This window comes from Segatella copri, assembly GCF_019249795.2.
Taxonomy (GTDB): domain Bacteria; phylum Bacteroidota; class Bacteroidia; order Bacteroidales; family Bacteroidaceae; genus Prevotella; species Prevotella copri_B.
The window spans coordinates 1,418,017-1,444,343 of record NZ_CP156891.1 but is presented as its reverse complement, the minus strand read 5'-3'; the positions used below and the strand labels follow the sequence as shown (position 1 = coordinate 1,444,343).

20 protein-coding genes and 1 pseudogene are annotated in these 26,327 nt (G+C 42.2%); 18 read left to right on the top strand and 3 right to left on the bottom strand.

Annotated features, from left to right (window positions below):
* The first annotated feature begins 12 nt into the window (after positions 1-12).
* From KUA48_RS06450 to KUA48_RS06380, 15 genes and pseudogenes are all read left to right on the top strand, one after another.
* Complete coding sequence (locus KUA48_RS06450; RefSeq protein ID WP_218431984.1) at positions 13-1,338, top strand: hypothetical protein; 1,326 nt, start codon at positions 13-15, stop codon at positions 1,336-1,338.
* The gene (locus KUA48_RS06445; RefSeq protein ID WP_218431983.1) at positions 1,339-2,376 is read left to right on the top strand and encodes a glycosyltransferase family 4 protein; all 1,038 of its coding nucleotides are present in this window, start codon (positions 1,339-1,341) and stop codon (positions 2,374-2,376) included.
* A gap of 106 nt (positions 2,377-2,482) precedes the next feature.
* On the top strand, positions 2,483-2,812 hold the full coding sequence (locus tag KUA48_RS06440) for a DapH/DapD/GlmU-related protein (RefSeq protein WP_264898623.1): 330 nt from the start codon (positions 2,483-2,485) through the stop codon (positions 2,810-2,812).
* A gap of 34 nt (positions 2,813-2,846) precedes the next feature.
* Positions 2,847-4,244: a nucleotide sugar dehydrogenase gene (locus KUA48_RS06435; protein WP_218431982.1), complete on the top strand. Its 1,398-nt coding sequence runs from the start codon at positions 2,847-2,849 to the stop codon at positions 4,242-4,244.
* A gap of 41 nt (positions 4,245-4,285) precedes the next feature.
* Positions 4,286-6,154, top strand: coding sequence for an alginate lyase family protein (locus tag KUA48_RS06430; RefSeq protein WP_218431980.1), 1,869 nt, complete (start codon positions 4,286-4,288; stop codon positions 6,152-6,154).
* Entirely contained in the window at positions 6,136-7,332 is a 1,197-nt protein-coding gene (locus KUA48_RS06425) for a glycosyltransferase family 4 protein (RefSeq protein ID WP_218431978.1), read from the top strand. Before KUA48_RS06430 ends, KUA48_RS06425 begins: the two co-directional genes overlap by 19 nt.
* Before the next feature lie 25 nt (positions 7,333-7,357).
* Complete coding sequence (locus tag KUA48_RS06420; RefSeq protein WP_218431976.1) at positions 7,358-8,389, top strand: glycosyltransferase; 1,032 nt, start codon at positions 7,358-7,360, stop codon at positions 8,387-8,389.
* Positions 8,390-8,489: 100 nt separating this feature from the next.
* Positions 8,490-9,578, top strand: a complete 1,089-nt coding sequence (locus tag KUA48_RS06415) for a nucleotidyltransferase family protein (RefSeq protein WP_218431974.1) — start codon at positions 8,490-8,492, stop codon at positions 9,576-9,578.
* 205 nt (positions 9,579-9,783) lie between these two features.
* The gene (locus KUA48_RS06410) at positions 9,784-10,053 is read left to right on the top strand and encodes a hypothetical protein (protein WP_119238398.1); all 270 of its coding nucleotides are present in this window, start codon (positions 9,784-9,786) and stop codon (positions 10,051-10,053) included.
* 19 nt (positions 10,054-10,072) lie between these two features.
* Entirely contained in the window at positions 10,073-11,938 is a 1,866-nt protein-coding gene (gene glmS / locus KUA48_RS06405) for a glutamine--fructose-6-phosphate transaminase (isomerizing) (RefSeq protein WP_218431972.1), read from the top strand.
* Between the two features lie 11 nt (positions 11,939-11,949).
* Positions 11,950-12,075, top strand: a pseudogene (locus KUA48_RS06400) (dTDP-4-dehydrorhamnose 3,5-epimerase); the annotation flags it as partial.
* A 604-nt stretch (positions 12,076-12,679) separates the two neighbouring features.
* Positions 12,680-13,504, top strand: a complete 825-nt coding sequence (locus KUA48_RS06395; protein WP_218431970.1) for a DUF3800 domain-containing protein — start codon at positions 12,680-12,682, stop codon at positions 13,502-13,504.
* A 941-nt stretch (positions 13,505-14,445) separates the two neighbouring features.
* Positions 14,446-14,601, top strand: coding sequence for a hypothetical protein (locus tag KUA48_RS06390; protein WP_006849444.1), 156 nt, complete (start codon positions 14,446-14,448; stop codon positions 14,599-14,601).
* 2 nt (positions 14,602-14,603) lie between these two features.
* Entirely contained in the window at positions 14,604-15,203 is a 600-nt protein-coding gene (locus tag KUA48_RS06385; RefSeq protein WP_218431969.1) for an N-acetyltransferase, read from the top strand.
* Positions 15,204-15,406: 203 nt separating this feature from the next.
* The gene (locus KUA48_RS06380) at positions 15,407-18,277 is read left to right on the top strand and encodes a DEAD/DEAH box helicase family protein (RefSeq protein WP_218431966.1); all 2,871 of its coding nucleotides are present in this window, start codon (positions 15,407-15,409) and stop codon (positions 18,275-18,277) included.
* 259 nt (positions 18,278-18,536) lie between these two features.
* On the opposite strand, the gene KUA48_RS06375 is transcribed toward KUA48_RS06380, so the two are convergent.
* The 3 genes from KUA48_RS06375 to dapF form a co-directional block, all read right to left on the bottom strand.
* Positions 18,537-20,726, bottom strand: a complete 2,190-nt coding sequence (locus KUA48_RS06375) for a glutamine synthetase III (protein ID WP_218431964.1) — start codon at positions 20,724-20,726, stop codon at positions 18,537-18,539.
* Between the two features lie 56 nt (positions 20,727-20,782).
* Complete coding sequence (locus tag KUA48_RS06370) at positions 20,783-22,015, bottom strand: LL-diaminopimelate aminotransferase (protein ID WP_153073375.1); 1,233 nt, start codon at positions 22,013-22,015, stop codon at positions 20,783-20,785.
* 62 nt (positions 22,016-22,077) lie between these two features.
* Entirely contained in the window at positions 22,078-22,917 is an 840-nt protein-coding gene (dapF, locus tag KUA48_RS06365) for a diaminopimelate epimerase (protein ID WP_218431962.1), read from the bottom strand.
* 454 nt (positions 22,918-23,371) lie between these two features.
* Here dapF and KUA48_RS06360 point away from each other — a divergent pair, with 454 nt between their 5' ends.
* The 3 genes from KUA48_RS06360 (at position 23,372) to KUA48_RS06350 (ending at position 26,293) form a co-directional block, all read left to right on the top strand.
* Positions 23,372-23,728 carry a P-II family nitrogen regulator gene (locus KUA48_RS06360; protein ID WP_006849503.1) on the top strand — a complete coding sequence of 119 codons (357 nt, stop codon included), beginning with the start codon at positions 23,372-23,374 and terminating at the stop codon, positions 23,726-23,728.
* Between the two features lie 101 nt (positions 23,729-23,829).
* Positions 23,830-25,098, top strand: coding sequence for an ammonium transporter (locus tag KUA48_RS06355; protein WP_218431960.1), 1,269 nt, complete (start codon positions 23,830-23,832; stop codon positions 25,096-25,098).
* A gap of 211 nt (positions 25,099-25,309) precedes the next feature.
* Positions 25,310-26,293, top strand: coding sequence for a helix-turn-helix domain-containing protein (locus KUA48_RS06350; RefSeq protein WP_218431958.1), 984 nt, complete (start codon positions 25,310-25,312; stop codon positions 26,291-26,293).
* Positions 26,294-26,327: the final 34 nt, after the last annotated feature.

Below are 26,327 nucleotides of genomic sequence, written 5' to 3'. Positions count from 1 at the left end.
GAGAAAAATGATATGATGTATTTTAAAAAGGCATTTGTTATATTTTTGCTATTTTATTTGCTTTTCATGTGCATAGGATATAAAGAAGAAATAGATACTTATGCCATTGTGATGCAAATAGTGATAGCATTAAGTTCATTTGGATATGCTTCTTTTATGTTGAAAAATAAAGGAAAGAACATATTGTTATTGACATTTTTATTTCAGTTGGTTCTGTCTGTATGCCTTCGATTAGTTTTCATTAGCTATGATAAAGTGTCTATCTTTGGTAATGATCCGAACAACGATGCTATAAATTATTTTCGGTATGCGTTACTTGAAAATTATAAAACAATAGGAGAATATAAATATTTCTTAGAGAATAATTATTGGGGAAATATTGATGATTTTGGTTATACTTTCTATCTGTTTTTCATTCATAAAGTGATGTCGCAAGACATAGCCTTATGGCTTGTAATCATATTCAACGCTTTCTTGATAGCTTTTTCTGCCAAGTTCTTATATAAAACTTGCGAACTCTATAATAAAAATAGAAGTGATGATACAAATTCAAGAATAATAGCAACGCTCTTTTCGACATTTACGTTTTTTGTTGATATTTCAGCTACAGGAAGAAAAGAAGATTTATTCATGTTCTTCATAGCTGGTGCTTTCTATTATATGGTAAAGTATCAACGAACAAGAAAAATGACGGATTTGTTTTGGTTTGGATTATTCGGTGGCTTTACGATTTTCTTTAGAACTGCTGTAACTTTCATTATAGTTGTTTCCTTTATTCTTGGAACTTATGTCAAAGAAAGAAATAAGAAATTATATACATTTATTTTGCTTGGTGCTGCATTTTTAGGTCCAATAATGATAAATATTATAGCAGAGAAAGTACTGGGAAAATCTATGGATGAAATTTATAACATAGCAGAGTCAAGATATAATAGTGCTGGAAATAACTCATATGGTAAAAAAATGGGAGATATAGCTGCGAGTATAGTTGGTCCTTTCCCTAATTACACTTATTTTAAAGACACCTTATTTTTTAGTTATTCTTCTTTATTGAAGATGCTCCTGAATTTACCTGTTTGGGCTACTATATTTTGGGTTATAAAGAATATGAAAATTGAGTTTTACTCAATAGCATCTAGTGTTGTCTTAGGTGTTGTTATGCTTGCATTAACTGGAACGGGTTTGGACCTCCGTTATCATATACCATTTTTTGTACCTTTTCTATTAGTTTTTGCCGTATTCTTAAATTTCGATATAGTTTTCCCTAAAAAACAGGTGGCAAAAGTTCTGTATATGCTAATGTGTTTATTTTTTATATATCTATATAATCAACGATAAATGGAAACAAAGAATATATTAACCATAGGTATAGATTATCGTGTGGTACGTGGTGGTGTTGCTGCGGTTGAGAATGTATATAGCACTTTTTATCAGCCTTTTAATCATGTAACTACAACTGTTACTAATGGGCAGGTTAAGAAATTACTTGTATTGTGTAAGGCTATTATGCAATTTCTGTATTGGATGTTATTCCATCCTGAAATAAAAATAGTACATGTACAAGGTTCGGTTGGGGCAAGTTTTTGGAGAAAAGCAATCTTTATTTATATTGCTAAATTCTTTCATAAAAAGGTAGTTTGGCATATGCATGCAGGTAGATTTGCTGTTTTTTATCAACAGCATAGATATGCAGTAAGGAAAGTAGTTAATAAAAGTGATGTTATTATAGCTTTGTCCGAGTATTGGAAGGAATATTTCAAGAATGAGTTTCCTACTAAAAGAGTCGAAATTATAAAGAATGTAATATCTGCTCCTAGAGTTCATAAACAACAAACTGGTTATTTTACACTTTTGTTTCTAGGCTTGTTAGGAAAGAATAAGGGTATTTATGATTTATTGGAATGTATTAGGGACCATAAGGTCGAATTTCAAGGAAAATTAAAATTATATATAGGTGGTAATGGTGAAATTGAACATGTAAAACAACTTATAAAGGAATATGGTATTGCAGATATTACAATATTTGAAGGTTGGGTTTCTGGTGATAAGAAGATAGAACTCCTGAATAAGTCGGATGCTTATATTTTACCATCTTATAAAGAAGGATTGCCTATATCCATTCTTGAAGCAATGAGTTATGGGATGCCAATTATTTCGACACCAGTAGGTGGTATTCCTGAGATAGTTTCTAATGGAGAAAATGGTTATTTGGTCGAACCAGGTAATAAGGAAGATATATATAAGGCTATTATATCTTTATTAAATGATTCAGACTTACGTAATCGTATGGGGAGTGTCTCCTTGTCTAGAGTTGGCGAGCATTTACCTGAATATGTTGAAAAACAATTAGAAACACTTTATGATTCACTTTTGTAATGTTTAAAATGAGATTAAAAAAAACAATAAGAGCTTTGGCTTTGAGAATGTCAATGTCTAATTTTCTTCCTAATTCGGTACGACTAAAATTGGTCAGATTGGGGGGGTGAAATGCGGTAAGTCTTTTGTTGGACAGCAAGTAATTTTTGATAGTGAGCATCCCGAGAATATAGAAATTGGTGATTATTGTGCTATAACAATGCGCTGTATTTTATTAACACATTATGTTGTGCCTAGAGGAAAATATCATGATTATGAATATGGTAAAATTAAAATAGGTAATAATGTGTTTTTAGGTGCAAATACTATTATAACAAAGTCTGTAACAATAGGAGATAATGTTATTGTAGGAGCAGGAAGTATAGTAACTAAGGATATTCCTTCAAATGAAATTTGGGCTGGCGTACCAGCCCGTTTTATCAAAAAGTATAATTAAAGAAAATAAATTCATAAATACATTTTTTAGAATTATGAACATTAGTATTTTTGGCCTCGGCTACGTAGGTTGCGTAGGTGCGGCATGTTTGGCAAAGTTGGGTCACAAAGTGATCGGTGTTGATGTAAATGAAAATAAGGTGCGCCTGATGAATGAGGGCAAGCCTACTATCATTGAGGAAGGCATCGCTGAACTTTGTGAGGAAGCTCACAAAAAGGGGCTGATGTCTGCAACTACAGTTGCTGCAGAGGCAATTATGGAAACCGAAGTATCTTTCATCGTTGTAGGTACTCCTTCCAGTCCTGAAGGTCATTTGAACCTTAATTATATCTACACTGTGGCAGGACGTATCGGTCGTGCATTGAAAGAGAAATTTGCTGGTGATAAAAAGCCTGCAAACATGCATCTCGTTGCAATCCGTTCAACTGTTCTTCCAGGTACCAACAAGAAGGTAGGTGAGATTATTGAGCAGGAAAGTGGCTTGAAGCGTGGCGTAGATTTCAATGTTGTCAGCAACCCAGAGTTCCTTCGTGAAGGTACATCTGTTGAGGATTACTTCAATCCACCATTGACATTGATTGGTACTGATTCTGAGTATGCAGAAAAGGTATTCCGTGAGATGTATGAGCATATCAATGCAGAGTTTATTTGCACTGATATCAAGGTGGCTGAAATGATGAAGTATGTCAACAATACTTATCATGCGTTGAAGATTGTCTTCGGTAATGAGGTTGGTAACATCTGTAAATCTGTAGGTGTTGATTCTCATAAAGTTATGGAAATCTTCTGCAAGGATAAGCAGTTGAATATTTCTCCTTACTATTTCAAGCCAGGTTTCGCTTATGGTGGCTCTTGCTTGCCTAAGGATATGAAGGCTTTGAAGACCTTGGCACATGACAACTATGTGGATGTTCCTGTTATTGAGAGTATCTTCCAAAGTAATGAAAATCAGAAGAAACGTGCAGTTCAACTTATCATGAATCAAGGTCAGCGTAAGGTTGGTATCTTGGGCTTGAGTTTCAAGGCTGGTACCGATGACTTGCGTTGTTCTCCTATCGTTGATGTTGTTGAAAGTTTGTTGGGTAAGGGCTTTGCAATCAAAATTTACGACCGTAACGTGAAGATTTCTGAGTTGACGGGTACCAACAAGGACTTTATCATGGCTAAGATTCCACACTTGCAGCATTTCGTTACTGCCGACTTGGATGATGTATGCAAGAACAGCGACGTGCTTGTGGTAACTAATAAGGAAAAGGAATTCGTGGATGTTTTGAAGAATTATCCTAACAAGATTGTCATTGACTTGGTTCGCCAGTGGAAAGAGGTTGACTATAATGGCAAGTATGAGGGTATTTCCTGGGGAGACATCAACCAGAATCATGAAGCTCAGAATGAAGAGCACAAGATGAACTTCAAACAGACAGAGTTCTAATTAGTGAAAATGAATTAGTAATTAATGATTAATAATCATTGATGAGTAAATTACAATGGTACTTCAATCGACTTCGGGCAATGAATTTGCCGGAAGTCGGTTGGAGACTTCAACAAAAACATCTGCAAAGGCAGGAAAAGAAGCTTTTTGGTAAGCGTGATGTAGCCGTAACGACTTACCTTTTCGATAGTCGGCTACAATCTCTGAAATTTGATTCCGATCATGTTGGTCTGAATTTCAGGAATATTGCTTTCCATCTGAATACAGTCATACATATCCTTGGTGGGTATGATTATCATATATATAAGGAAAGATGGAGTGCAGGATTCCAGACAGATAAAGAATGGGGGACGGATTTCAGCTATTCCTTAAGCTATAAACAAAAAGACGAAATAGGTGATGCAAGAACGAATTGGGAATTGAATAGACACTTCCAGTTTGCCTTGTTAGCTAAGGCTTACTATGCTACAGGAGAGGAAAAATATGCAAAAGAGCTAGAAAGGTTGTTCTTGGATTGGAACAAAAAAAATCCTTTTCTCCATGGTATTTCTTGGACTAGTGTGATGGAGGTTGCCATACGTTGTATCCAATGGACTGTAGCTTTGGCTTTTCTTCGCAAGAAAGGATATACGGCTAATGGTGCCTTGCTCATGGATATGGAGAATGGCATCAAGAATATGGCTTCTTATATCGCACTGCATTATTCCAGATACTCTTCTGCCAATAATCATTTGCTGGTTGAAGCTACAGCCATCGCCTATGCCGGTTTTGCTTTTGGCAATGAGGCGTGGACACAGCTTGCCATCCGCATCCTCGATGAAGAATTGATGAAGCAGAATTATAAGGATGGTGTGAATATGGAGATGGCTTTGCATTATCAAACCTTCGGGATGGAGGCATACGCTTTGGTGATGCATCTGATGAAATGTTATGGTATGAAGATTCCTGAGGCTTGGAAGAGATTGATGGAAAAACAATGTGAGTTTGTTGCTTGTTCTAAGGTGAATGAGACTAAGGCTTGCGAATTTGGTGATAATGATGAGGGTAAGATTATAGATTTGGAAGGTGAAGAAATCTGCCATTATCGTTATCTTCTTCAACTTTGCTCCTTGGTGTTGGGGAAAAAATATGAAAGCTTTGAACATTTGTCCGAGACAATATCTTGGCTCTATTCTGAGACGGAAATCGAAACCTTAAAGCAATTGCCTTTATGGAAGCCTTCACAAAGCAGGACTTTTGAGGAAGGTGGTTATACTTTCCTGAGAAGCAAGAATGGTAAGATTGTAATAGGTATAGATCATGCACCCTTAGGTTTTGGAAGTATTGCTGCCCATGGACATGCAGATGCATTGAGTTTTCAACTTTATGTAGATGGCAATTGTATCTTGGGAGATCCTGGAACATATATCTATCATTGCAATATTCAGAAAAGAGATGAATACCGACGTTCATGTAATCATAATACCGTTTGGACTAAGGACCAGGAACAAAGTCAGATGATGGGAGCTTTCCTTTGGGGAAAGAAGGCTGATACTAAACTTTTGAAGTCTGATTTGACGGAAAATCAGGATTTCCTTCTTGTCGAATGCGTTTGGCAGAATGGTAATAAGCATAGTCGCTCTTTCTGCTTTAATAAGGCAGACAAATTGGTTATTGAGGATGATATGGCGGCAACAGGTGATAGTTATGCTACTTTGGTGTTGCATCCTGCTTGTCAAGTGAAAGTTGAAAATGGAAAAGCCGTCATCCAACGAGGAGCCATTACTGTTTGTATAGAGACAAATATAGAGCCAACAATAGAGAAATGTTGGTATTCTGAAGAATATGGAAAGGAGAAGGAAACGCACAAATTGTGCTATCCTTTAAATGATAATAAATTAAGAACTACAATATGGATAGAAAAGTATTAATTATCGTAGAGAACTTGCCTGTGCCATTTGACACTCGTGTCTGGCAGGAGGCAACAACATTGGCAGCAAACGGTTATACGGTTTCTGTAATTAGTCCTACAGGTAAGGGCTATGACAAGGAGTATGAATTCTTGCAGGGTGTACATGTTTATCGCCATAAATTGCCAAAGGATGGGAATGGTGCTTTAGGATATGCTCGTGAGTATGGCGCAGCTTTGTGGCATGAGTATCGTTTGGCAAAGAAATGTTATAAGGAAGTAGGTTTCGACTGTATTCACGGTTGTAATCCACCTGACGATATTTGGATGGTTGCTAAACTCTTTAAGAATAAGGGCGTTGATTATATCTTTGACCATCATGATATCTGTCCTGAGTTGTATGAGGCTAAGTTTGGTAAGACTTCGGGAATGTTCTATAAGAGTCAGTTGTGGTTAGAACGTCAGACCTATAAGCACTGTAAGTTTGCATTTGTAACTAATAAAAGTTATAAGAAGATTGCCATAGAGCGTGGTGGAATGAAACCTGAGGATGTCTTTGTATTGAGAAGTGGTCCAAAGTTGGAGCGTCTGAAGATTCAGGAACCAAAGAATGAAATCAAGCGTGGCAAGAAGTTCATGGTTGGCTATCTTGGTGTAATCGGTCAGCAGGAAGGTATTGAATATCTTTTGAAGGCAGCTAAATATATCAAGGAGTTACCTGGAAGAAATGATGTGTTCTGGGGTATCGTTGGTGGTGGCCCTGATGTAGAGCACATGAAGAAACTGAGTCATGACATGGGCTTGGACGACATCGTAGAATTTACCGGTCGTGTACCTGATCAGACTTTGCTTGACTATTTGAATACTGCTGATGTTTGTGTTAACTCTGATGAATATAATGCTATGAATGACAAGAGTACCATGAATAAGGTGTTGGAGTATATGGCATTGGGCAAACCTTTAGTTCAGTTTGATTTGACAGAGGGTAGATATTCTGCACAGGAGGCATCACTTTATGCTAAGAGAAATGATGCTGAAGATATGGCAAAGAAGATTCTAGAATTGCTTGATAATCCTAAGAAGCGTAAGCAAATGGGTGAATATGGTAGAAATCGTGTCATCAACGAATTGAGCTGGGAGCATACCAGCAAGGCTTTGCTTGAAGGATATGATAGATACTTTAAGATGAGAGGAAAGTAAATAGTGAGATTGTATCTGAAATAATATGAAAGCAAAAGGAAATCATATAGGTATAGATAAAACGAAGATAGTTCAGGTTTGTAGCTATCAAACTTACGGGCATGCCTATGCCGACCACGCCATCGAGAAGGGTGTGGCGGCAGAAGGCTTTTTTCTAGAAAGGAAACCAAAAGCCAAATTCCAATCCAAAAGTGATGTTGTGAGGGGGATAGTCTATGGATTTATTAAGATGACTTTGAATTTCTGGAAGTTTAGAAATGTAAAGATATACTCGAATGGAGGGGGTGTTTCGTGCATGCTTTTTGCACGCCTCTTCGGTAAGATGTTAGGCAATAAACATCATCTCTATCTCCACAATTTCTACCTTCATAGTTTGGGTAAGAACAAGTATGTACAGATGGTATTGCGATTTTTGATGAACAATGACAACTTGACACTGATGGCGCAGACTCCCGGAGAAATAGACTTTTACAGGCGATTGTCGGAGAGAATAAACATCTTATTTGTACCATATTGTTCTGATGTGAAGGAACAACATTCGGATGTGAAATTGGATGATGGGTATATCTTTACAGGCGGTTATACGAATAGAGACTACTCTTTGATGCTGCAATTGGCAAAACGAATGCCCAAACGGAGGTTCTTGTTTGTAGCAAGCAAATTGAACAAAGGATTAAATAGCTTGCCATCAAATGTTGAGTTAAAGCGTGATGTGAGCCCGCAGGAATTTGGCAAACTCATGGAGGGAGCATCCATTGTGGTGGTACCATTGAAGGAAGATGTTGGAAGCTCGGGGCAGATGCTCTGCATACAGTCCATGCGCTATCATAAGCCCATCGTCTACACAGATGTTTCTTCCATCAACTACTACTTTACAGAAACCTCAGGAATACCCTACGAAATTGGTAGTTTGGATTCCTTGCAAAAAGCGGTATCCACTTTATACGCAGACGAGGAGAGTGCTCGCAAAATGGGAGACAATGCCTATAATGAAAGTTTGAAATATACATCGGCAAGAGGATTAGAGATGATTGACAAGATAGTTTTAGGCTATTGAAGGAAATATTACAAAATAATGAATTTTATATCTGACAGAATGATATAAACACGTAAGGATATGTGGACTTATATCCATGAGGAATAGTTATGTTTAACTTATGGACAAACAACTAAAGTTTTTCTTTGATTTCTTGCGATTCTGCATTGGTTCTGACAAGGAAATACCTGATTCCTTGAAGGAGGCGGATTGGAAGGAACTGTATGCTATTGCCCAGAAGCAATGTCTTGTAGGTATTCTCTTTGATGGTATCAAGAAGCTGCCTGCGGAACATGTAGGGATGAAGAAGGAGTTACTGCTTCAATGGATGGCAGAAAGTCAGATGCTGGAGAAGGCGAATGTTCGGTTGAACGATGCTGTCATCCAGGTTTCTGAGTGGTTCCGGAAGAAGGGATTCAGAACCTGTATCCTGAAAGGACAGGGAAATACATTGATGTATCCGAATCCTTATTCTCGGACGCCTGGTGATATTGATATCTGGATGGAAGGGGGAGATAAACGGGTCATCTCCTTTGTCCGCTCTATCTCGCCTCATGAAAAGGCGTGCTATCACCACATTGAGTTCCCATCGTATAAGGGTGTGGAGGTGGAAGTGCATTATCGGCCTAGCTTCCTGCTGTGCTTCTGGCATAACAGAAAACTTCAGAAATATTATGATAGGGTGAAGGAGGATCAGTTCTCGCATCGGGTAATATTGGTAAAGCAAGAGGAGGTTGCGATTCCGACAGTGGAATTCAACCTCATCTTCCAATTGACTCATATCTTTACACATTTGATGAACGAGGGGATTGGGTTGAGACAGCTTCTTGATTACTACTATTTGGTTTTAATGTTAAGTGTTAACTGTGAAATTTTAACTTCCTTGCAGAAGGAATTGAAGGAGTTGGGATTGTGGAAGTTTGCTGGGGCTATCATGTATATTATGCACGAGGTGTTCGGTATGCCTACCTCTCGCCTTATCGTTCCTCCTAATGAGAAATATGGTAAGTTTGTGCTGAATGAAGTGCTGGAAGCCGGGAACTTCGGTAAGCATGATGAAAGGAATCGCTTCGGAAGATCAAAGCTGGGTCATAATCTTCAAAGGGTTTATAGGGATATGAGACTCGTGACGTATTTTCCTGCAGAAGCCCTCTGTGAGCCATTGTTTCGCATTTGGCACTTCTTCTGGAGGATAAAATATAAGAAATAATAGATATATGGGCGAACGGCTCTCTCCCCTTTTTAATTAAGCTACTTTTCGGGGATGGAGCCTAGTAGCCCTTTAAAATTCAATTCAGGCAAATTATAATCATTAAATAGAAGTAATAAAAATAAATATATTTGCAACTTCTGCTCACCCATTTTTAATAAAGCTGCCTGTTGAAAGAAAAATATGTCATATCTAATAAAAATATATGAATAACGAGAGTAAAAGTAAATTCAATCTTTGGCTGTCTGAACATCCAGAGTCGTTTCATCCCAGTGATGAGGCGCGGATGTTTGATTTTGTGAATTCCCTCTATGAAATGGAGGGGAATATATGTATTGATGAAATTTTCAGTGGATTTACCAAAAGCCATCCTGCTTACAGCAAGGAGGAGGCGATGAGATTGAGTGATAAGTGGGAGGAACAGATTCTGCTCATCATGAGATTCCTGGATTGGAAGAAACAAATAAAAAAATAATTTAGTAAGAAAGTAAACTATGTGTGGAATAGTTGGATATATAGGACAGAATGATGCTTATCCTGTTCTTATTGAGGGGTTGAAGAAACTGGAGTATCGTGGATATGACAGTGCTGGTGTGGCCTTGATTAATGGTCAGGATCAGCTGAATGTGTATAAGACAAAGGGTAAGGTGAGTAACCTGGAGGCGATGGCTGCCGAGAAGGATTGTAGTGGTCATGTAGGTATCGCTCATACCCGTTGGGCTACCCATGGTGAGCCTTCTGCTACCAATGCGCATCCTCATGTGAGCATGAGTGGTGACTTGGCTCTGGTGCATAATGGCATCATCGAGAACTATCAGGTTCTAAAGGAGCAGCTCGTTGAAAAGGGCTATGAATTCAAGAGTACTACCGATACTGAGGTGCTGGTACAGCTGATTGATTTCTACTACCAGCAGAATGGCAAGGACTTGGTTTCTGCCGTCTGCCAGGCTTTGAACGATGCCATCGGTGCGTATGCCATTGCCGTTGTCGAGAAGAATAACCCTAACCATCTGGTGGCAGCACGCCAGTCTAGTCCGCTGGTAGTTGGCGTGGGTAAGGATAACCTGAACTTCTATATCGCCAGTGATGCTACGCCTATCGTAGAGCATACGGATAAGGTTGTGTATCTGGAAGATGGTCAGATTGCTGACGTCAGGGTAGGTGAGGAGTTGAATATCATCAACCTGGAGCATTCTGCCTGTCATTACGATATCAAGACCGTGGATCTGGACATCAGCAAACTGAGCAAGGGTGGTTTTGATCACTTTATGCTGAAGGAGATTTATGACCAGCCTAACTGTCTGAAGGATTGTATGAGTGGTCGCCTCTTTGCTGACAAGGAACATCCTGAGAACAACCGCATCGTTCTTTCTGCGCTTCGTGATTATCGTGACCGACTGGTTCAGGCGAAGCATATCATCATCGTGGCGTGTGGTACCAGTTGGCATGCCGGACTGATCGGTAAGCAGCTGATTGAGAAGATGTGCCGCAAGAGAGTGGAGGTGGCGTATGCCAGTGAGTTCCGCTATGGCGACCCTGTGATTGAGCCGGAGGATGTGGTTATTGCAATCAGTCAGAGTGGTGAAACGGCGGATACCTTGGCTGCGATTAAGCTGGCAAAGGAGAAGGGTGCGCTGATTTTCGGTATCGTGAATGGCGTGGGTTCTTCCATCGCCCGTGAAACGGATACGGGTATCTATATCCATGTGGGTCCGGAGATTGGTGTGGCAAGTACGAAGGCATTCACCGGGCAGGTGACGGTTCTTACGCTTCTTGCTTTGGCTTTGGGGCATGAGTTGGGAACCCTGAACAATGCTGACTACTATCAGATGATAGAGGAACTTTCTGAGATTCCGCAGAAAATGAAGAAGGTATTGGAGCAGGCTCCGATGATCAAGGATATCTCCCGAATGTTTACTTATGCACACAACTTCCTGTATCTGGGTCGTGGTGTGAACTATCCTGTGGCGATGGAGGGTGCCTTGAAGCTGAAGGAAATCAGTTATATCCATGCCGAGGGCTATCCTGCTGCCGAGATGAAGCATGGTCCTATCGCTCTGGTAGATCAGGATATGCCAATCGTTTTCCTTGCTACGCATCATCAGTTGTATGAAAAGATTATCTCGAACATGCAGGAGGTGAAGTCGAGAAACGGCCGCATCCTTGCCGTGGTGACTGAGGGTGACCAGCAGGTGAAGGAGATAGCGGATAATGTATTGGAGGTTCCAAGAACCCTGAATGCGCTGGTTCCGCTGCTGAGCGTGGTTCCGCTGCAGCTGCTTGCTTACTATGTGGCAGTGGATAAGGGACTGGATGTGGATATGCCGAGAAATCTGGCGAAGAGTGTGACGGTGGAATAAGGTTCATCTGTCACCTAGAGGCTGATGGTGGAATCTCTTTCCTGGATGAATCACTCGGGATTGATTGGCGTATTCCTACGGAACACGCTAATCTTTCCGAGAAGGATACGAAACATCAGGTATTGAAGGACTTTTAAAGTCCTTTTGAATACTAGAAGAAAGGTGTTTTTCTAATAATATTGAGGTGCTTTCCCTCTAAAATCATCCCGTCCTTCTTTACCATTAAAGAAGGCTCCACCTCTCATCTCGGTCTTCTCCCCTCAGGGAAGAAGAGGAAAACCGCCCTACAGTGCTGGATTTTCTACCTCTCCGTCTCTCCTGCAAGGAGAGCTCCACCTCTAACCAAGCCTTCTCAATAGTCTTTACGCCCCCTTCGGTTCCCCTTGTAGGGGACAGAAACCTCAGAAGGAAGGATGTAACCGCCCTACAGTGCTATATTTGCCCCACCTGTCCCTCCCCTGCGGGAGGGTCCTTACCCTATACCCAAGCCCTAAATCCCTACCATAGGGATTAGGGATGTAACCGCCCTCCGGTGCTCGGAACCGCTTCGCTATAAGGTTGGCGGGGCATCAAAGCCCTGCGCCATATTGTGCGGGATGGGACCGCCTGGGAAATAGCAATTTACAGTTAACAGTTTATAGTTTACAGATTTTTGTGGTAATTTGTTGATGAGTTGCAGATTTCTTTCGATTTTCTTGGTGGTTTCGAGGAAAAAGCGTATATTTGCTGCAAAAAAAGATTATGTATTATATTTGGTTCGATGAAAGTGATAAAGAGGGGGCGTATTACTCCAATTTCTATGGCGGCATTCTCGTAGATTCTAAAAACTACGAGAATGTGTTAGCTATGTCTAAAACTTTTGTTGAAGAGTTTGGTATAACGGAGGAAATCAAATGGCAAAAAGTAAATGAATATTGGTATGAGAAGTATTTGACTCTGGTTGATTTCATCTTTGAATTGTTAGCTCAAGGTTATATCAAAATACGAATTTTTTTTCGTAATAACCAGTATACGGCTCCCTATTTAACAAGAGAACAAAGACATAAGGCTTATCCTTTGTTATACTATCAATTTATCAAGCATGCTTTTGGTTTCCAATATTCTAATCCTGAGAACAAACCTCAGTACTTAAAAATAATGTTGGATGATATTCCTTTGAAGGGTGAGGATAAGAAGGAGTTTAAGAAATTTATCTATGGACTCAACTATGATAAGGGATTTCAAAAGGCTAATATACATATTCGTGAGTCTGATATTTGTGAAATTGTTTCTTCAGAACATCTTATGTTGCAATTTATGGACTTAATCTTGGGATCGATTTGCTTTCGTCTCAATAATAAGCATAAAATCAAGGATGGTACTACCAATCGCAGAGGTAAAAGAACTATTGTCAAGGAAAAGCTTTATAAATATATTAATTCCAAGATACGGGAATTGCATCCAGGATTTAATATTGGGGAAAGTACTGGCATCAGCCAAATTGAGGAAAGATGGACTTTGCCATACAGCCATTGGAGCTTCAAACCATGTAATTATGTCCGTGATACTTCGAAAGCAAAAAAATAACTCCTGCGTATCTACACGAGTGAGCTACGACACACGTAGCCTTTCAATACGTCAAGAGTTATTTTTCTACTGCAAAGATAATACAAATATTTATATGTTGCAAATATTCAACTTGATTTTGGGGTAAGTTTAATCAAGATTAACAAAAATCCCTATCTATTAATGTATTTGCATAGTTTTTTGAAGGGAGTTCAAAAAAGATTTTAAAAGCATGTAGGGATTACTTACATACTACCGCAGAACTTGTAAGGAAGCAGAATCATTTTGTGTGTTGTAAGAATGTAAAAATTAGATTTAGTCAGGATTAATAGTTGTGCACCATATTAATTAATGCATTTTTTCTCATTCGAGTGGCGACAAGCGCAGAGCGATACTGCGATGGGGAGCAAATATAATTTTTTTCAAAAAACTGATAGGTGTAACTATTTGTAATATAGTGGGGACGCTGTATTGGTGATATACAAGAAGAGGGAAATCGCCCTACAGTGCTATATTTGCCCCACCTGTCCCTCCCCTGCGGGAGGGTCCTTACCCTATACCCAAGCCCTAAATCCCTACCATAGGGATTAGGGATGTAACCGCCCTCAGTGCTGACTTTTCTACCTCTCCGTCTCTCCTGCAAGGAGAGCTCCACATCCTAACCAAGCCTTCCCTTCTCGAAAAGGGAAGGATGTAACCGCCCTCCGGTGCTCAGAACCGCTACGCTCTAAGGTTGGCGGACCATCAAAGGTCTTCGCCATGTTATGCGGGATGGGACCGCCTTACTATAGCTTGCTGAGGTAGGGAATAGCAGTTTATAGTTTACAGTTAATAGTTTATTGTTTACAGTTGATTTTGTAGCAATTTGATGATAAGTTGCAGATTTCTTTTGATTTTCTTGGTGTTTTCGAGAAAAAAGCGTAACTTTGGCGGCAGAATTAAATGTTTAAAAGGAGAAGATTATGGCAATAGATATTAAAGTGATACCGACTCTACGAGGTGAAGAAGCAGCTCGCTTTGTGAAGAGAGCGGAAGAAGTTATGAATAATAATAATCGTGTGGACTTCTCTGCAAAAGTTGCTGAAGCTCGTGCCATTTTGGAAAAAGCGGGTTTTTGATTATGGGGTTCTTATTGGAAAAATGCAAACTTGTGAAATTGGATGATAAGATATTGTCATCTTGTCACCCTTTTACCTGTGGAGATGCTGACCTTGACGACTTCTTTCAGAATGACGCTATGCGTTACAAGAAAGAGTTGTTAGGAAAGACTTATTGTTTTATTTTGGATGAGGATCCTAAGACAATCGTTTGTATGTTTACACTATCAAATGATAGTATTCGAGTGGATGTCATTCCCAATAATCGGGGACGTAAGTTGTCGCAAGACATTCCAAGAGAGAAACGTATGCGTAGATACCCTGGTGTATTGATTGGACGTTTGGGAATTAATGCAGGGTTTCGCAATCATGGTATCGGTACGGAACTTCTTGATTTTATAAAATCATGGTTTATAGATGAGGAAAACAAAACAGGTTGCCGCTTTTTGATTGTTGATGCTTACAATAATGAAGCACCTCTTGGCTTTTACCAAAAGAATGAGTTCCTGTTTTTGTTTTCTACGGAACAGCAAGAAGCGGAAAATCTAGGCTATGACATAACAAAGACTTTGCACACTCGTTTGATGTACTATGATTTGAAGAAATTGACTTCAATTGCCTAATATCTGGAAAACACAAAAGGATAAGAATTTAGATTTTTAATTATATACTTTAAGATTGGCAGGGCTTTTGATGAAGCTCTGCCCGTCTTTTTGACTTTTCTTTTTTTGAATTTAAAAAAAGATACCATCTTACTTTTTAACATACTGATAGGTGTCACTGCTTGGAATATAGCAGGGACGCTATATTCATTATATGCTTTTATATGAAGAATATTAAGCTTTTTGATTACCAAGAGGATATGAAGGAACGGATTGAGAAGGCGTTGCGCCTTCATCGGTCCGTGATGGCACAAATGCCAACGGGTACGGGAAAAACGGTTCTACTCGCTTCGGTCGTAGAATCGTTTTTGAGGGAACATTCCAATTGCAATGTTTGGATTGTTGCCCATAGAAGGGAGCTGGTTTCTCAGATTCGAGAAACTATTCAAAGAGTCTTTTCTAAAACCCCATCCCTTCTTTATAAGGATTTTTCGAACCACCCTGTCAATTCTTCTAAAATCACCCCGTCCCTCTTTACCATTAAAGAGGGCTCCACCTCTCACCCCGACCCTCTCACCCTCAGGGGAGAGGGAGGAAACCGCCCTACTCGGTGCTCGGAACCGCTTCGCTCTAAGGTTGGCGGACCATCAAAGGTCTCGCCAGATTGTGCGGGATGGGACCGCCTTACTGCTTCTTGCTTGCGGCCTGCTGATGGGCTTGCTGCTACTTGCTTGCGGTCTGCTGAGGAACTTGGGGACCGCCTGGGTGAGAGGGGTGGAGATGGACTTGGTGCAACTTCTGCCTCTTCTGATAATCCTACTTCTGACATGATGCCGATAAAGGCTGTGTCGATACAATGGTTGTCGAAACACTATGACGAGATAGAGGAAGAACCGGGGATGATTGTGATTGACGAGGCGCACCATGCGCTTGCCAAGACCTATAAGGAGATGTGGGAGAGATTCCCAAATGCTAAGTTCCTGGGACTGACGGCTACACCTTGCCGATTGAATGGTAAGGGATTTACGGATTTGTTTGATGTCTTGGTGCAGTCGTGGAGTGTTCCTGAGTTTATCAGCAAGGGAAGATTGGCGACATACGATTTTGTGAGCATCAAATCAGATGGTGTGACGCAACGGCTCATCGACTCCTTGCAGAAGCGAGGGGCAGACGGTGACTACCAAAACAAGGAAATGGATATGTTGCTGAATAAGAAGCCGAGCATCGAAAGGCTCTATCGGAGCTTGGAGGAATATGGTAAAGATAGAAAGGGCATCGTGTATGCTATCAATATCAGGCATGCTAATGCTATTGCCGAGTTCTACAGAGAACACGGCATAGCGGCTGTTGCTATTGATAGTAAAACGCCAAGTTCTTTACGAAAAGAACTTATAGAAAGGTTCAAAGCTTCTAATACTTCTTTTTCGAATCACCCTGTCAATTTTTCTAAAATCACCCCGTCCCTCTTTACCCTTAAAGAGGGCTCCACCTCTCACCCCGACCCTCTCACCCTCAGGGGAGAGGGAGGAAACCGCCCTACTCGGTGCTCGGAACCGCTACGCTCTAAGGATGGCGGACCATCAAAGGTCTCGCCAGATTGTGCGGGATGGGACCGCCTGGGTGCTACTTGTTTGCGGGCTGCTGATAAAGTTGGCGATGGGCTTGGTGCTACTTGCTTGCGGGCTGCTGATGGACTTGCTCCTATACAAGTGCTGGTGAATGTGGACATATTCTCGGAGGGATTTGACTGCCCGGATGTGGAGTTTGTACAGTTGGCTCGACCTACATTGTCGCTTGCCAAGTATCTGCAGATGGTGGGACGAGGATTGCGAGTAGCTAAGGGAAAGAAGAACTGCGTAATTATAGATAATGTGGGACTATATCGGGTGTTCGGATTGCCTTCGCAAGTATGGAACTGGAATGCTATGTTCGAGGGAAAGCTGAAAGTTGGCAAGAGAAAGGAGACTCCGAAGGATAGAGAGTTTTTCCTGATGAACGAGAAGCAAGACGATATTCAGATTCATCCAGACTCAGAAATGATGATGGTGATGAGCCATGAAGAATTGCTCCAAACACTACAGTATCGTGAGTTCGTAGATAGCAAAGGGGAGTTTGCCATCATCAAACTGCCTGATGGAAAGATGACGGTAGTGAACCGACAAGGAGAACAGGTCTTGGAGCCAGGCGATTACTATGACATGAAGCTGTTGGATGGCAACATCCTGTTCTACCGACCTCGCAGAAAGGCGAAATGCTATTATGACCTGTTGGCAAAAGCTGTCATCGACGATGGCACTAACGTAGCAGAAACTCCCCATGTTGTCAACATAAAAGGATGGGAGTTTATAGAATATAACGACATCTTCATGTCTCGAACCCAAGAAGATTTTTCTCTGCCCTATCATCCTTCACAATATGATTTTCTGAATTATGGCTATTATATGATATTCAGATTCAGACCTTCTGCTCCCGGTTGTCAGGTATGGTACTATTGTGAGGGTGATGAAGGGAAGATGCGCATGAGCAATGAAGAAAGCAGGAATGTATGTTTCCTGCGTAATGATTACGAACATGTGTATTGGTTATGTGCAGTCCTGTATGGTGAACGTATCGTTGTCATGGACAGCAAAGAGGACTACTACCTGGTGGATTCAAATTTGAAGAAGACTTATATAGGATGCAATCATCCAAAGAATGAAAATGAAGATTTGAATTTTGTGATGCCTCGCCTTGGCAAGAAATACTATCATGAGGCGATGTTGCAAAAGAAGGAAATGGAAGAAAACGAGATGCTTCTTTTGCATGAGAAGTCAGAAGCAGGACATGTAGAATTGTATCAAGCAGGAAAGAAATGGGGCGTGAAGGTAGATGGTAAAGTTGTCGTGCCACCCCTCTACTGCAGTATAGCGCAACCTGTTGGTGCCTATTGCGCCTTTGAAGAGATTCCCAGACATTGGGGCGTTATGACATTGAAAGGAAAAGTGATTGTTGATGCCAAATATGAGAAGGTGGAGATTCGTGACAATGGAATCGCCGTGGTAACAGGTATCACGGGAAAAACACAGACAATCAATCTTTTAAAAGTAAAAGGGTAAAAAGGTAAAAAAGTAAAAAAGTAAAAGAGTAAACAGACCGATGTGAACAAACGTTCATGTCGGTCTGTTTTTTGTTTATGTAAATCAGGAAATAAAAAAGCGGAGCGTGATTTCACAACCACACTCCGCGCAAACTTAAACAACCAATAAAAGAAATAGATTGATCGTTCAATTGTTATATCTGATGAAGAGTAGCTCTTGTTAGAGCTTTGTTTTTTTATCTGTCAGAAATATGTCTTATGTTGGAAGACATTGCTGATTAGCGGATGAACAGGAGTTCACGATACTTAGGCAAGGTCCAGAGCTCATCGGCTACTGTCAACTCCAACTTATCAATCTGATAACGGATTTCCTCCATCTTTGGAGCTACCGTGTCATGATAAGCTATCGCCTTATCGTGCTCATTCTCAATCTTGTTGGCAACCTTGCGGGCATTAACCAACTCCTCAACACCTGTCTCGATAATCTGAGTGCGCTCGGCAATCTTCTTGATGATATTGATGTTGCGGGCAGTCAACTTCTTGCCTTCCTCGTCACCGAAGATGTCAATCATGTTCTCCACATTCTTAGCCAACTGGCTCTGATAGTGAGTAGCCACTGGGATGATGTGGTTCATGCTCAAGTCGCCCATTACACGAGCCTCAATCTGAATCTTCTTGGTGTAGGTCTCCCATTTCACCTCGTTACGGGCTTCCAACTCGTTCTTCTTCATGACACCCATATCCTCGAACATCTTGATAGATGCAGGGTCGAGATAACGCTCGAAAATCTTTGGACAGCTCTTCTCGCAGTCCAGACCACGCTTGGCAGCTTCCTCTACCCACTCATCTGAGTAACCATTGCCGTCGAAACGGATTGGCTTGCAGGTCTTCAAATCCTGACGAACGATATCGATGATGGCAGATGTCTTGTCCTCACCCTTGGCAATCAACTCATCCACACGCTTCTTGAAGTCGGTCAAAGCCTCAGCTACAGCTGTGTTCAATACGATCATTGCTGATGCACAGTTAGCCTCAGAACCTACGGCACGGAACTCGAAACGGTTGCCGGTGAAGGCGAATGGTGATGTACGGTTACGGTCGGTGTTATCAATCATCAACTCAGGAATCTCTGGGATATCCAGCTTCATGCCCTGCTTGCCAGCCACGGTGAAGAGATCCTTCTTGTCGGCTTTCTCAATGTGCTCGAGAAGATCGGTCAACTGCTTGCCGAGGAATGAAGAGATGATTGCTGGAGGTGCCTCGTTGGCGCCCAGACGATGCGCATTGGTAGCACTCATGATAGATGCCTTGAGCAAACCGTTGTGCTTGTATACACCCATCAAAGTCTCTGTGATGAAGACTACGAAACGGAGGTTATCCTCTGGTGTCTTGCCAGGACCATGAAGCAGAATGCCTGTATCTGTAGCGAGACTCCAGTTGTTGTGCTTACCGGAACCGTTGATGCCTGCGAATGGCTTCTCATGGAGAAGTACGCGGAAACCGTGATGGCGAGCTACCTTCTTCATCAAGCTCATCAGGAGCATGTTGTGGTCAACGGCAAGGTTGGTCTCCTCGAAGATTGGTGCCAACTCAAACTGGTTTGGTGCTACCTCGTTATGACGGGTCTTGCAAGGAATGCCGAGCTCAAGAGCCTGGATTTCCAAATCCTTCATGAATGCCTGAACACGCTCTGGGATGGCTCCGAAGTAGTGGTCGTCCATCTGCTGGTTCTTGGCAGAATCGTGACCCATCAGGGTGCGGCCTGTCAGCATCAGGTCAGGACGTGCAGCATACAAGCTTTCATCTACCAGGAAGTACTCCTGCTCCCAACCGAGATTGGAAATAACTTTCTTGACATCTGGGTTGAAGTAGTGGCAAACCTCTGTTGCTGCTACGTTTACAGCGTGCAATGAACGGAGCAATGGAGCTTTATAGTCGAGTGCCTCACCTGTATAAGAGATGAAGACAGTAGGGATACAGAGTGTATCGTCGATGATAAATACAGGAGATGTTGGATCCCATGCAGAATAACCGCGAGCCTCGAAGGTTGAGCGGATACCGCCAGATGGGAAAGATGATGCATCAGGCTCCTGCTGAACGAGCAACTTGCCTGAAAATTCCTCGATCATACCACCCTTGCCATCATGCTCGATGAAGGCATCGTGCTTCTCGGCAGTACCTTCTGTCAATGGCTGGAACCAGTGAGTGTAGTGGGTTACGCCATTCTCGTCAGCCCACTGCTTGATGCCTTTGGCTACGGCGTTGGCGATGTTACGGTCGAGACGTGCTCCGTTGTCGATGACGTCTATCAGTTTCTCATAGACATCTGCAGGGAGATACTTGTACATCTTCTGTCGGTTGAATACCTTCTTTCCGAAGAATTCACTTGGTCGCTCGCTAGGAGCGGTTACCTCAACAGGCTTTCTCTTGGAAGCCTCTGAAACAGCTTCAAATCTTAAGTTGCTCATACCTTATATAATTTAAAATTTCTGATTTTCAATGTTTTTATATTCTGTTGGAATGTTTATTTTCCCAGCCATTTGGCAATTCTCTCCATGGCTTCCTTGCAGTCCTCATGCTCGCCGAAGGCGGTGAGTCGGATGTAGCCTTCGCCCGATGGACCGAAGCCGACACCTGGAGTGCAGACTACACTGGCACCATAAAGCATCTCTTCGAAGAATTTCCAGCTTGGCGTGTTGTTTGGCGTCTTCACCCAGAGGTAAGGTGCATTCTCGCCGCCATATACTCTCAAGCCGAGTTTCTGGAGTTCGGCTCTCATGAAGTGGGCATTCTCCATATAGTAATTGATGGTTGCCTTCACCTGTTCCTTACCCTCAGGGGTGTAGATGGCTTCGGCAGCACGCTGGCTGATATAGCTTGTACCATTAAACTTGGTGCACTGGCGGCGGTCCCAGATAGGATTCAATGCCACTTCCTCACCTGCCAATGTCTTTGCCTTCAACTCTTTAGGAACGATGGTGTAACCACAACGCACACCGGTGAATCCGGCAGTCTTCGAATAACTGTGGAATTCTATCGCTACCTTTCTGGCACCACGAATCTCGTAGATAGAATGAGGAATTGATGGGTCGGTGATATATGCCTCGTAGGCTGCATCATAGAGGATGATGCTCTCGTTCTTGATAGCATAGTTTACCCATTTTCTGAGTTCTTCTTTCGAGATGACCGTACCCGTAGGGTTGTTTGGATAACAGAGATAAATCATGTCCACACGGTGATCTGGAATCTGAGGGATGAAGTCATCGCTCTCATCGCAAGGCATGTAGGTTACATTGCTCCACTTGCCGTTCTCGAAGACTCCGGCTCTACCTATCATCACGTTAGAGTCTATATAAACCGGATAAATCGGGTCGGTAACGCCGATGTTGTTATCCCATCTCAAAATCTCCTGGATATTTCCCGTATCGCTCTTGGCTCCATCGTTTACGAATACCTCGTTGGCGTCAAGATGAATGCCACGTGGCAGAAAGTCGTTCTTGATGATAGCCTCGCGGAGGAAGTCGTAGCCTCGTTCCGGACCATAGCCTCTGAAAGAAGCCTGCTCAGCCATCTCGTCTACAGCCTTGTGCATCGCCTTGATGACGGCAGGGCAGAGAGGCTGGGTTACGTCACCGATGCCCAGACTGATTACACGCTGCTTTGGATGTGCAATCTTGTAGGCGTTCACCTTCTTTGCGATGTCGGCAAACAAGTAGTTGTTGGCCAACTTCAGGAAATGTTCATTAACTAATGCCATATTTTGTTTCTCCTTTTATTTGTGGTCATTATCGACCATTTGTTATTTAAGTTTGCTCTTATTTATAATTCAATTTCTCCTTCGAATGAGAAGGCTGCAGGTCCCGTCATGTAAACATGATCATCAGCCTCGCTATATTCTATTTCCAGCGTTCCGCCATCCATCACGATACTGCTTTTCCTACCAGTACGCTTGGTAAGGGCTGCGGCTACGGCTGTGGCACAGGCTCCTGTTCCGCAAGCCATTGTTATTCCGCTTCCCCTTTCCCAAACTCGTGTCCTTATGGCGTCTGTGTCAGTTACTTGTGCAAATTCTATGTTGCATCTTTGGGGAAATGCCTTGTCTCTTTCCAGGATTTTACCATAGTGGGCGATGTCGATGGTGTCGATGTCATCCACGAAGGTAACGAAATGCGGATTACCCATGCAAACATAGGTGCCTTCAAATTTTCTGCCGTCAGCTTCGAGCACCGAAGGGCCTAAGAATTGCTCGGGATTTTCAAGCTTGGGTTCCAGCATGTCTACTGTTACCGATTCCACAACTTCTTTATTATCCTGAAGATGAAGTTTCAATATCTTGATACCCGAAAGCGTTTCCAGTCGGATGGTGTCCTTTCGGGTCAATCCCTTTTCGTAAAGATACTTACCGATGCATCGGCTTGCATTGCCGCACATCATCGCTTCAGAACCATCGGCGTTGAAGATGCGCATCGAATAATCTGCTCTTATGCCGTCGTGCGGCTTTCCGATGAGAACCAGTCCGTCGCTTCCTATGCCCGTGTGATAAGCACTCCAGGCAATGGCCGCCTTCTCTGGGTCAGGGATGTCGTATTGTTGGGTATCTATATAGATGTAGTCGTTACCCGCTCCCTGCATCTTTGTAAAATGAACTGTTTCTTTCATCTGCGTTGTTCTTTATGTTTGAATACTCTTCTTTTATCTCTCATGTCTTATCTCTTTTGAGATTTGACTTTTTGCTAGTCTTTCGAATATTTCGATGACTATTTGTTTGATTTCGGTTGCAAAGGTACGACGATTTGTTGAGATATGCAAGAAAATAAATACAGAAATCTTGATTATTTTTCGCAATCTTACAATTTGTGTTATAAAAATGCTTTCTGCCTTACAAATTGTAAGGAGAATATGATAAGCCTTGATAAATTTAAAATATTCGATAAAAAGCAGAAACGAAATGTTTTTATTTTCTTTAAAATGATGACAAAATGTATTAATTTTGCAGCCGAAAACGAACATAATGTAAAAGAAAGGCTTGGTTTGAATAGCAACCAATGAATGTTCGTTTTCGAAAAGAGACAATCAATAGAAGTATTAACACATTATTAATTATTAAAGGATTATGAAGAAGATTGAGGCAATTATCCGCAAGTCTAGATTCGAGGATGTCAAGAAGGCGCTTTTAGCAGCAGACATCGAGTGGTTCTCTTATTACAATGTAAGAGGTGAGGGTAAAATGCGCCAGGCTCGCATTTACCGTGGTGTGATGTACGATACCAGCAGCATCGAGCGTGTGCTTCTGAACATCGTGGTTCGTGACAAGAATGTGGAGCCTACCATCGCCGCCATCCAGGGCGCTGCACAGACCGGTGAAGTAGGAGATGGCAGAATCTTCGTGATTCCTGTACTCGATACCGTTAGAATCAGAACCGGCGAGCGAGGCGACATCGCATTGTATAACGCTGAGAAAGAGGAATAATTTAAAATGTTGAATGTTAAGTGTTGAATGTTGAATTAGGCATTCTTACTTATCTTTAATAAATATTATTTAGTATTCTAATTTAACTATAAGATATTTTTATGAGCAGTTTATTATTGACGACACTTGATACGGGTAACACAGCGTGGATGATCATGGCAACCATCTTGGTGCTTTTGATGTCAATCCCGGGTATAGCACTTTTTTATGGTGGTTTGGTGCGCCAGAAGAATATCCTCAGCGTCCTGATGCAGACGGTTTTCATCGTGGCAGTAGTCAGTCTGATATGGGTAGCCTTCGGTTATTCCTGGGCATTCTCTACAGAATATGCCGATTCGGGCAATCCTCTGGCTTGCGTCATCGGTGGTTTCGATAAATGTTTCCTCCACGGCATTGGCTTGGATGCCATCATGCCAACAGGCATTCCGGAGCTCACCTTTGCAATGTTCCAGTGCATGTTCGCCCTCATTACTCCAGCCTTGATTCTCGGTGCTTTTGCCGAGCGCGTGAAGTTCAGCGGATATGTACTTTTCACCATCCTCTGGGTTATTATCGCTTATCTTCCAATGGCCCACTGGGTATGGGGTGGCGGTTTCCTGCAGGAGATGGGAGCCATCGACTTTGCGGGTGGTACCGTGGTTCATATCAATGCCGGTGTAGCCGCTCTGGTCATGGCACTCTGTGTAGGCAAGCGTGATGATTACCGTGCGGGTCATCCTATCACACCTCACAACATCACCTTCGTGTTCATGGGTATGTCATTCCTCTGGTTGGGATGGTTCGGTTTCAATGCCGGTAGCGGTCTGGCAGCCGATGGTCTGGCTGCCAACGCCTTCCTTGTAACTCATATCGCCACAGCTGCAGCAGCTACTACCTGGATGCTCATCGACTGGATTGTGAACAAGAAGCCAACTACGGTAGGTGCTTGTACCGGTGCTGTAGCCGGATTGGTAGCCATCACTCCTGCAGCCGGCAGTACCGATATTTTCGGAGCTTTCTGCATCGGTATCATTTCCACCATCGTCTGCTTCTTCATGGTAGCGGTAGTAAAGGAGAAGTTCAAGTATGATGATGCCCTCGATGCCTTTGGTGTTCATGGTATGGGTGGTATTCTGGGATCTATCCTCACCGGTGTCTTCGCCACTCAGTATGTAACAGGAGCCGAAGGTGTACAGGGTGCCCTCTATGGCGACTGGCATCAGCTTTGGGTTCAGGTTGTAGCCACCGTGGTAAGCATCATCTACAGCGTTGTAGTTACCTACATTATCTTCAAGGTAGTAGATAAGAGTGTAGGTGTACGTGTTGACAAGCGAGTAGAGGAGGAAGGTCTCGACATCTACGAGCATGGTGAGAGTGCTTATAGCAACTAAGATAGAGAATGAATATATGTATAACACCTTGGCTGTATGTTTTGTATGGTCAAGGTGTTTTCTATTATAATAATGTGTAAACCTGATTTTGCCTAAATTCTTCTTGTTATTTTATCATTTGCCTGCTTTTTTATGTTAAATCTTATAAATAATTAGTTACAAAATCAGTTATTTTTATTATATTTGTCAACAAATTAAAGCGTAGACAATTATGATTAATGAATCATTTTCTATAAGATTGCGGGAAGCGCGACAGATGATGGGGCTCAGCATGGATAAACTCGTAGAGCGAACCAACGGAGCCATCACCAAGCAGAGTATCTCCCGATATGAGAAAGGCATCATGCACCCTAAGCGTGATGCCCTGCAAGCCATAGCCAAAGCCCTCAATATCAGCGAGGAATATTTCGAAGGAACCAATCTCAAGATAGATATGCCTATGCTCCGCACCACCTCCAATGGCAAGTTGTCCGAAGACGAGTTGCAAGCCCTGGAAGCGAAACTCTCGTTTTGGGCAGAGCAATATCTTACGAAGGAGAAAGAAGCAGGCTTTCCTACCCGGTTCAAGAATCCGATAAAAGGCACCAAGGTATCAACCCTTGAAGATGCCATCCATGCTGCCGACCTTCTTCGTGAGAAGTGGCATTGCGGTGATGGTCCCATCGCCAGCATCCTGAGACTCTTGGAAAGAAAAGGTATCATGATACTTGCTGCTAATCTTCCTGAGTATGTCTTCGGAATGAGCACCTGGGCTGATAAGAAGCATCCGCTGATGATTCTCGATTTCAATCCGGAAAAGAGTAGCGTAGAGAAACTTCGTTTCACGGCAGTTCATGAGTTGGCTCATCTGCTTCTCCTCTTCCCAGAAGATAGTCCGCTGAGGCTGGAGAAGCGTTGTGATCTCTTTGCCAGTTATTTCCTTCTTCCTAAATTGGCGCTTATCGAAGAGTTGGGCTCCAAGAAGCGTGAGAAGATAACGCTGGAGGAGATGATTGACATCAAGGAACTGTATGGCGCATCTCTCGCTGCTTCCATCATCGCCGCCAGAGATTACGGCATCATCACCACCGAGTATAAACGTGCATGGTATACCGAGCATATAGAGCCTAATCCCCGTGAAATAGGTAATGGCCACTATGTATTTCCCGAGACATTGGGAAAGGAGAAGAGAGTCAATTCGATAGTAGATTCGTGAATGTTGAATGTCGGTGTAAATGTCAGCATTTGAT

Excerpts from the sequence above, each read along its gene's own strand:
- KUA48_RS06450 (WP_218431984.1), top strand. The coding sequence starts at position 13 with ATGATGTATTTTAAAAAGGCATTTGTTATATTTTTGCTATTTTATTTG.
- KUA48_RS06445 (WP_218431983.1), top strand. The coding sequence starts at position 1,339 with ATGGAAACAAAGAATATATTAACCATAGGTATAGATTATCGTGTGGTA.
- KUA48_RS06435 (WP_218431982.1), top strand. The coding sequence starts at position 2,847 with ATGAACATTAGTATTTTTGGCCTCGGCTACGTAGGTTGCGTAGGTGCG.
- KUA48_RS06430 (WP_218431980.1), top strand. The coding sequence starts at position 4,286 with ATGAGTAAATTACAATGGTACTTCAATCGACTTCGGGCAATGAATTTG.
- KUA48_RS06425 (WP_218431978.1), top strand. The coding sequence starts at position 6,136 with ATGGATAGAAAAGTATTAATTATCGTAGAGAACTTGCCTGTGCCATTT.
- KUA48_RS06420 (WP_218431976.1), top strand. The coding sequence starts at position 7,358 with ATGAAAGCAAAAGGAAATCATATAGGTATAGATAAAACGAAGATAGTT.
- KUA48_RS06415 (WP_218431974.1), top strand. The coding sequence starts at position 8,490 with ATGGACAAACAACTAAAGTTTTTCTTTGATTTCTTGCGATTCTGCATT.
- KUA48_RS06410 (WP_119238398.1), top strand. The coding sequence starts at position 9,784 with ATGAATAACGAGAGTAAAAGTAAATTCAATCTTTGGCTGTCTGAACAT.
- glmS (WP_218431972.1), top strand. The coding sequence starts at position 10,073 with ATGTGTGGAATAGTTGGATATATAGGACAGAATGATGCTTATCCTGTT.
- KUA48_RS06395 (WP_218431970.1), top strand. The coding sequence starts at position 12,680 with ATGTATTATATTTGGTTCGATGAAAGTGATAAAGAGGGGGCGTATTAC.
- KUA48_RS06390 (WP_006849444.1), top strand. The coding sequence starts at position 14,446 with ATGGCAATAGATATTAAAGTGATACCGACTCTACGAGGTGAAGAAGCA.
- KUA48_RS06385 (WP_218431969.1), top strand. The coding sequence starts at position 14,604 with ATGGGGTTCTTATTGGAAAAATGCAAACTTGTGAAATTGGATGATAAG.
- KUA48_RS06380 (WP_218431966.1), top strand. The coding sequence starts at position 15,407 with ATGAAGAATATTAAGCTTTTTGATTACCAAGAGGATATGAAGGAACGG.
- KUA48_RS06375 (WP_218431964.1), bottom strand. The coding sequence starts at position 20,726 with ATGAGCAACTTAAGATTTGAAGCTGTTTCAGAGGCTTCCAAGAGAAAG.
- KUA48_RS06370 (WP_153073375.1), bottom strand. The coding sequence starts at position 22,015 with ATGGCATTAGTTAATGAACATTTCCTGAAGTTGGCCAACAACTACTTG.
- dapF (WP_218431962.1), bottom strand. The coding sequence starts at position 22,917 with ATGAAAGAAACAGTTCATTTTACAAAGATGCAGGGAGCGGGTAACGAC.
- KUA48_RS06360 (WP_006849503.1), top strand. The coding sequence starts at position 23,372 with ATGAAGAAGATTGAGGCAATTATCCGCAAGTCTAGATTCGAGGATGTC.
- KUA48_RS06355 (WP_218431960.1), top strand. The coding sequence starts at position 23,830 with ATGAGCAGTTTATTATTGACGACACTTGATACGGGTAACACAGCGTGG.
- KUA48_RS06350 (WP_218431958.1), top strand. The coding sequence starts at position 25,310 with ATGATTAATGAATCATTTTCTATAAGATTGCGGGAAGCGCGACAGATG.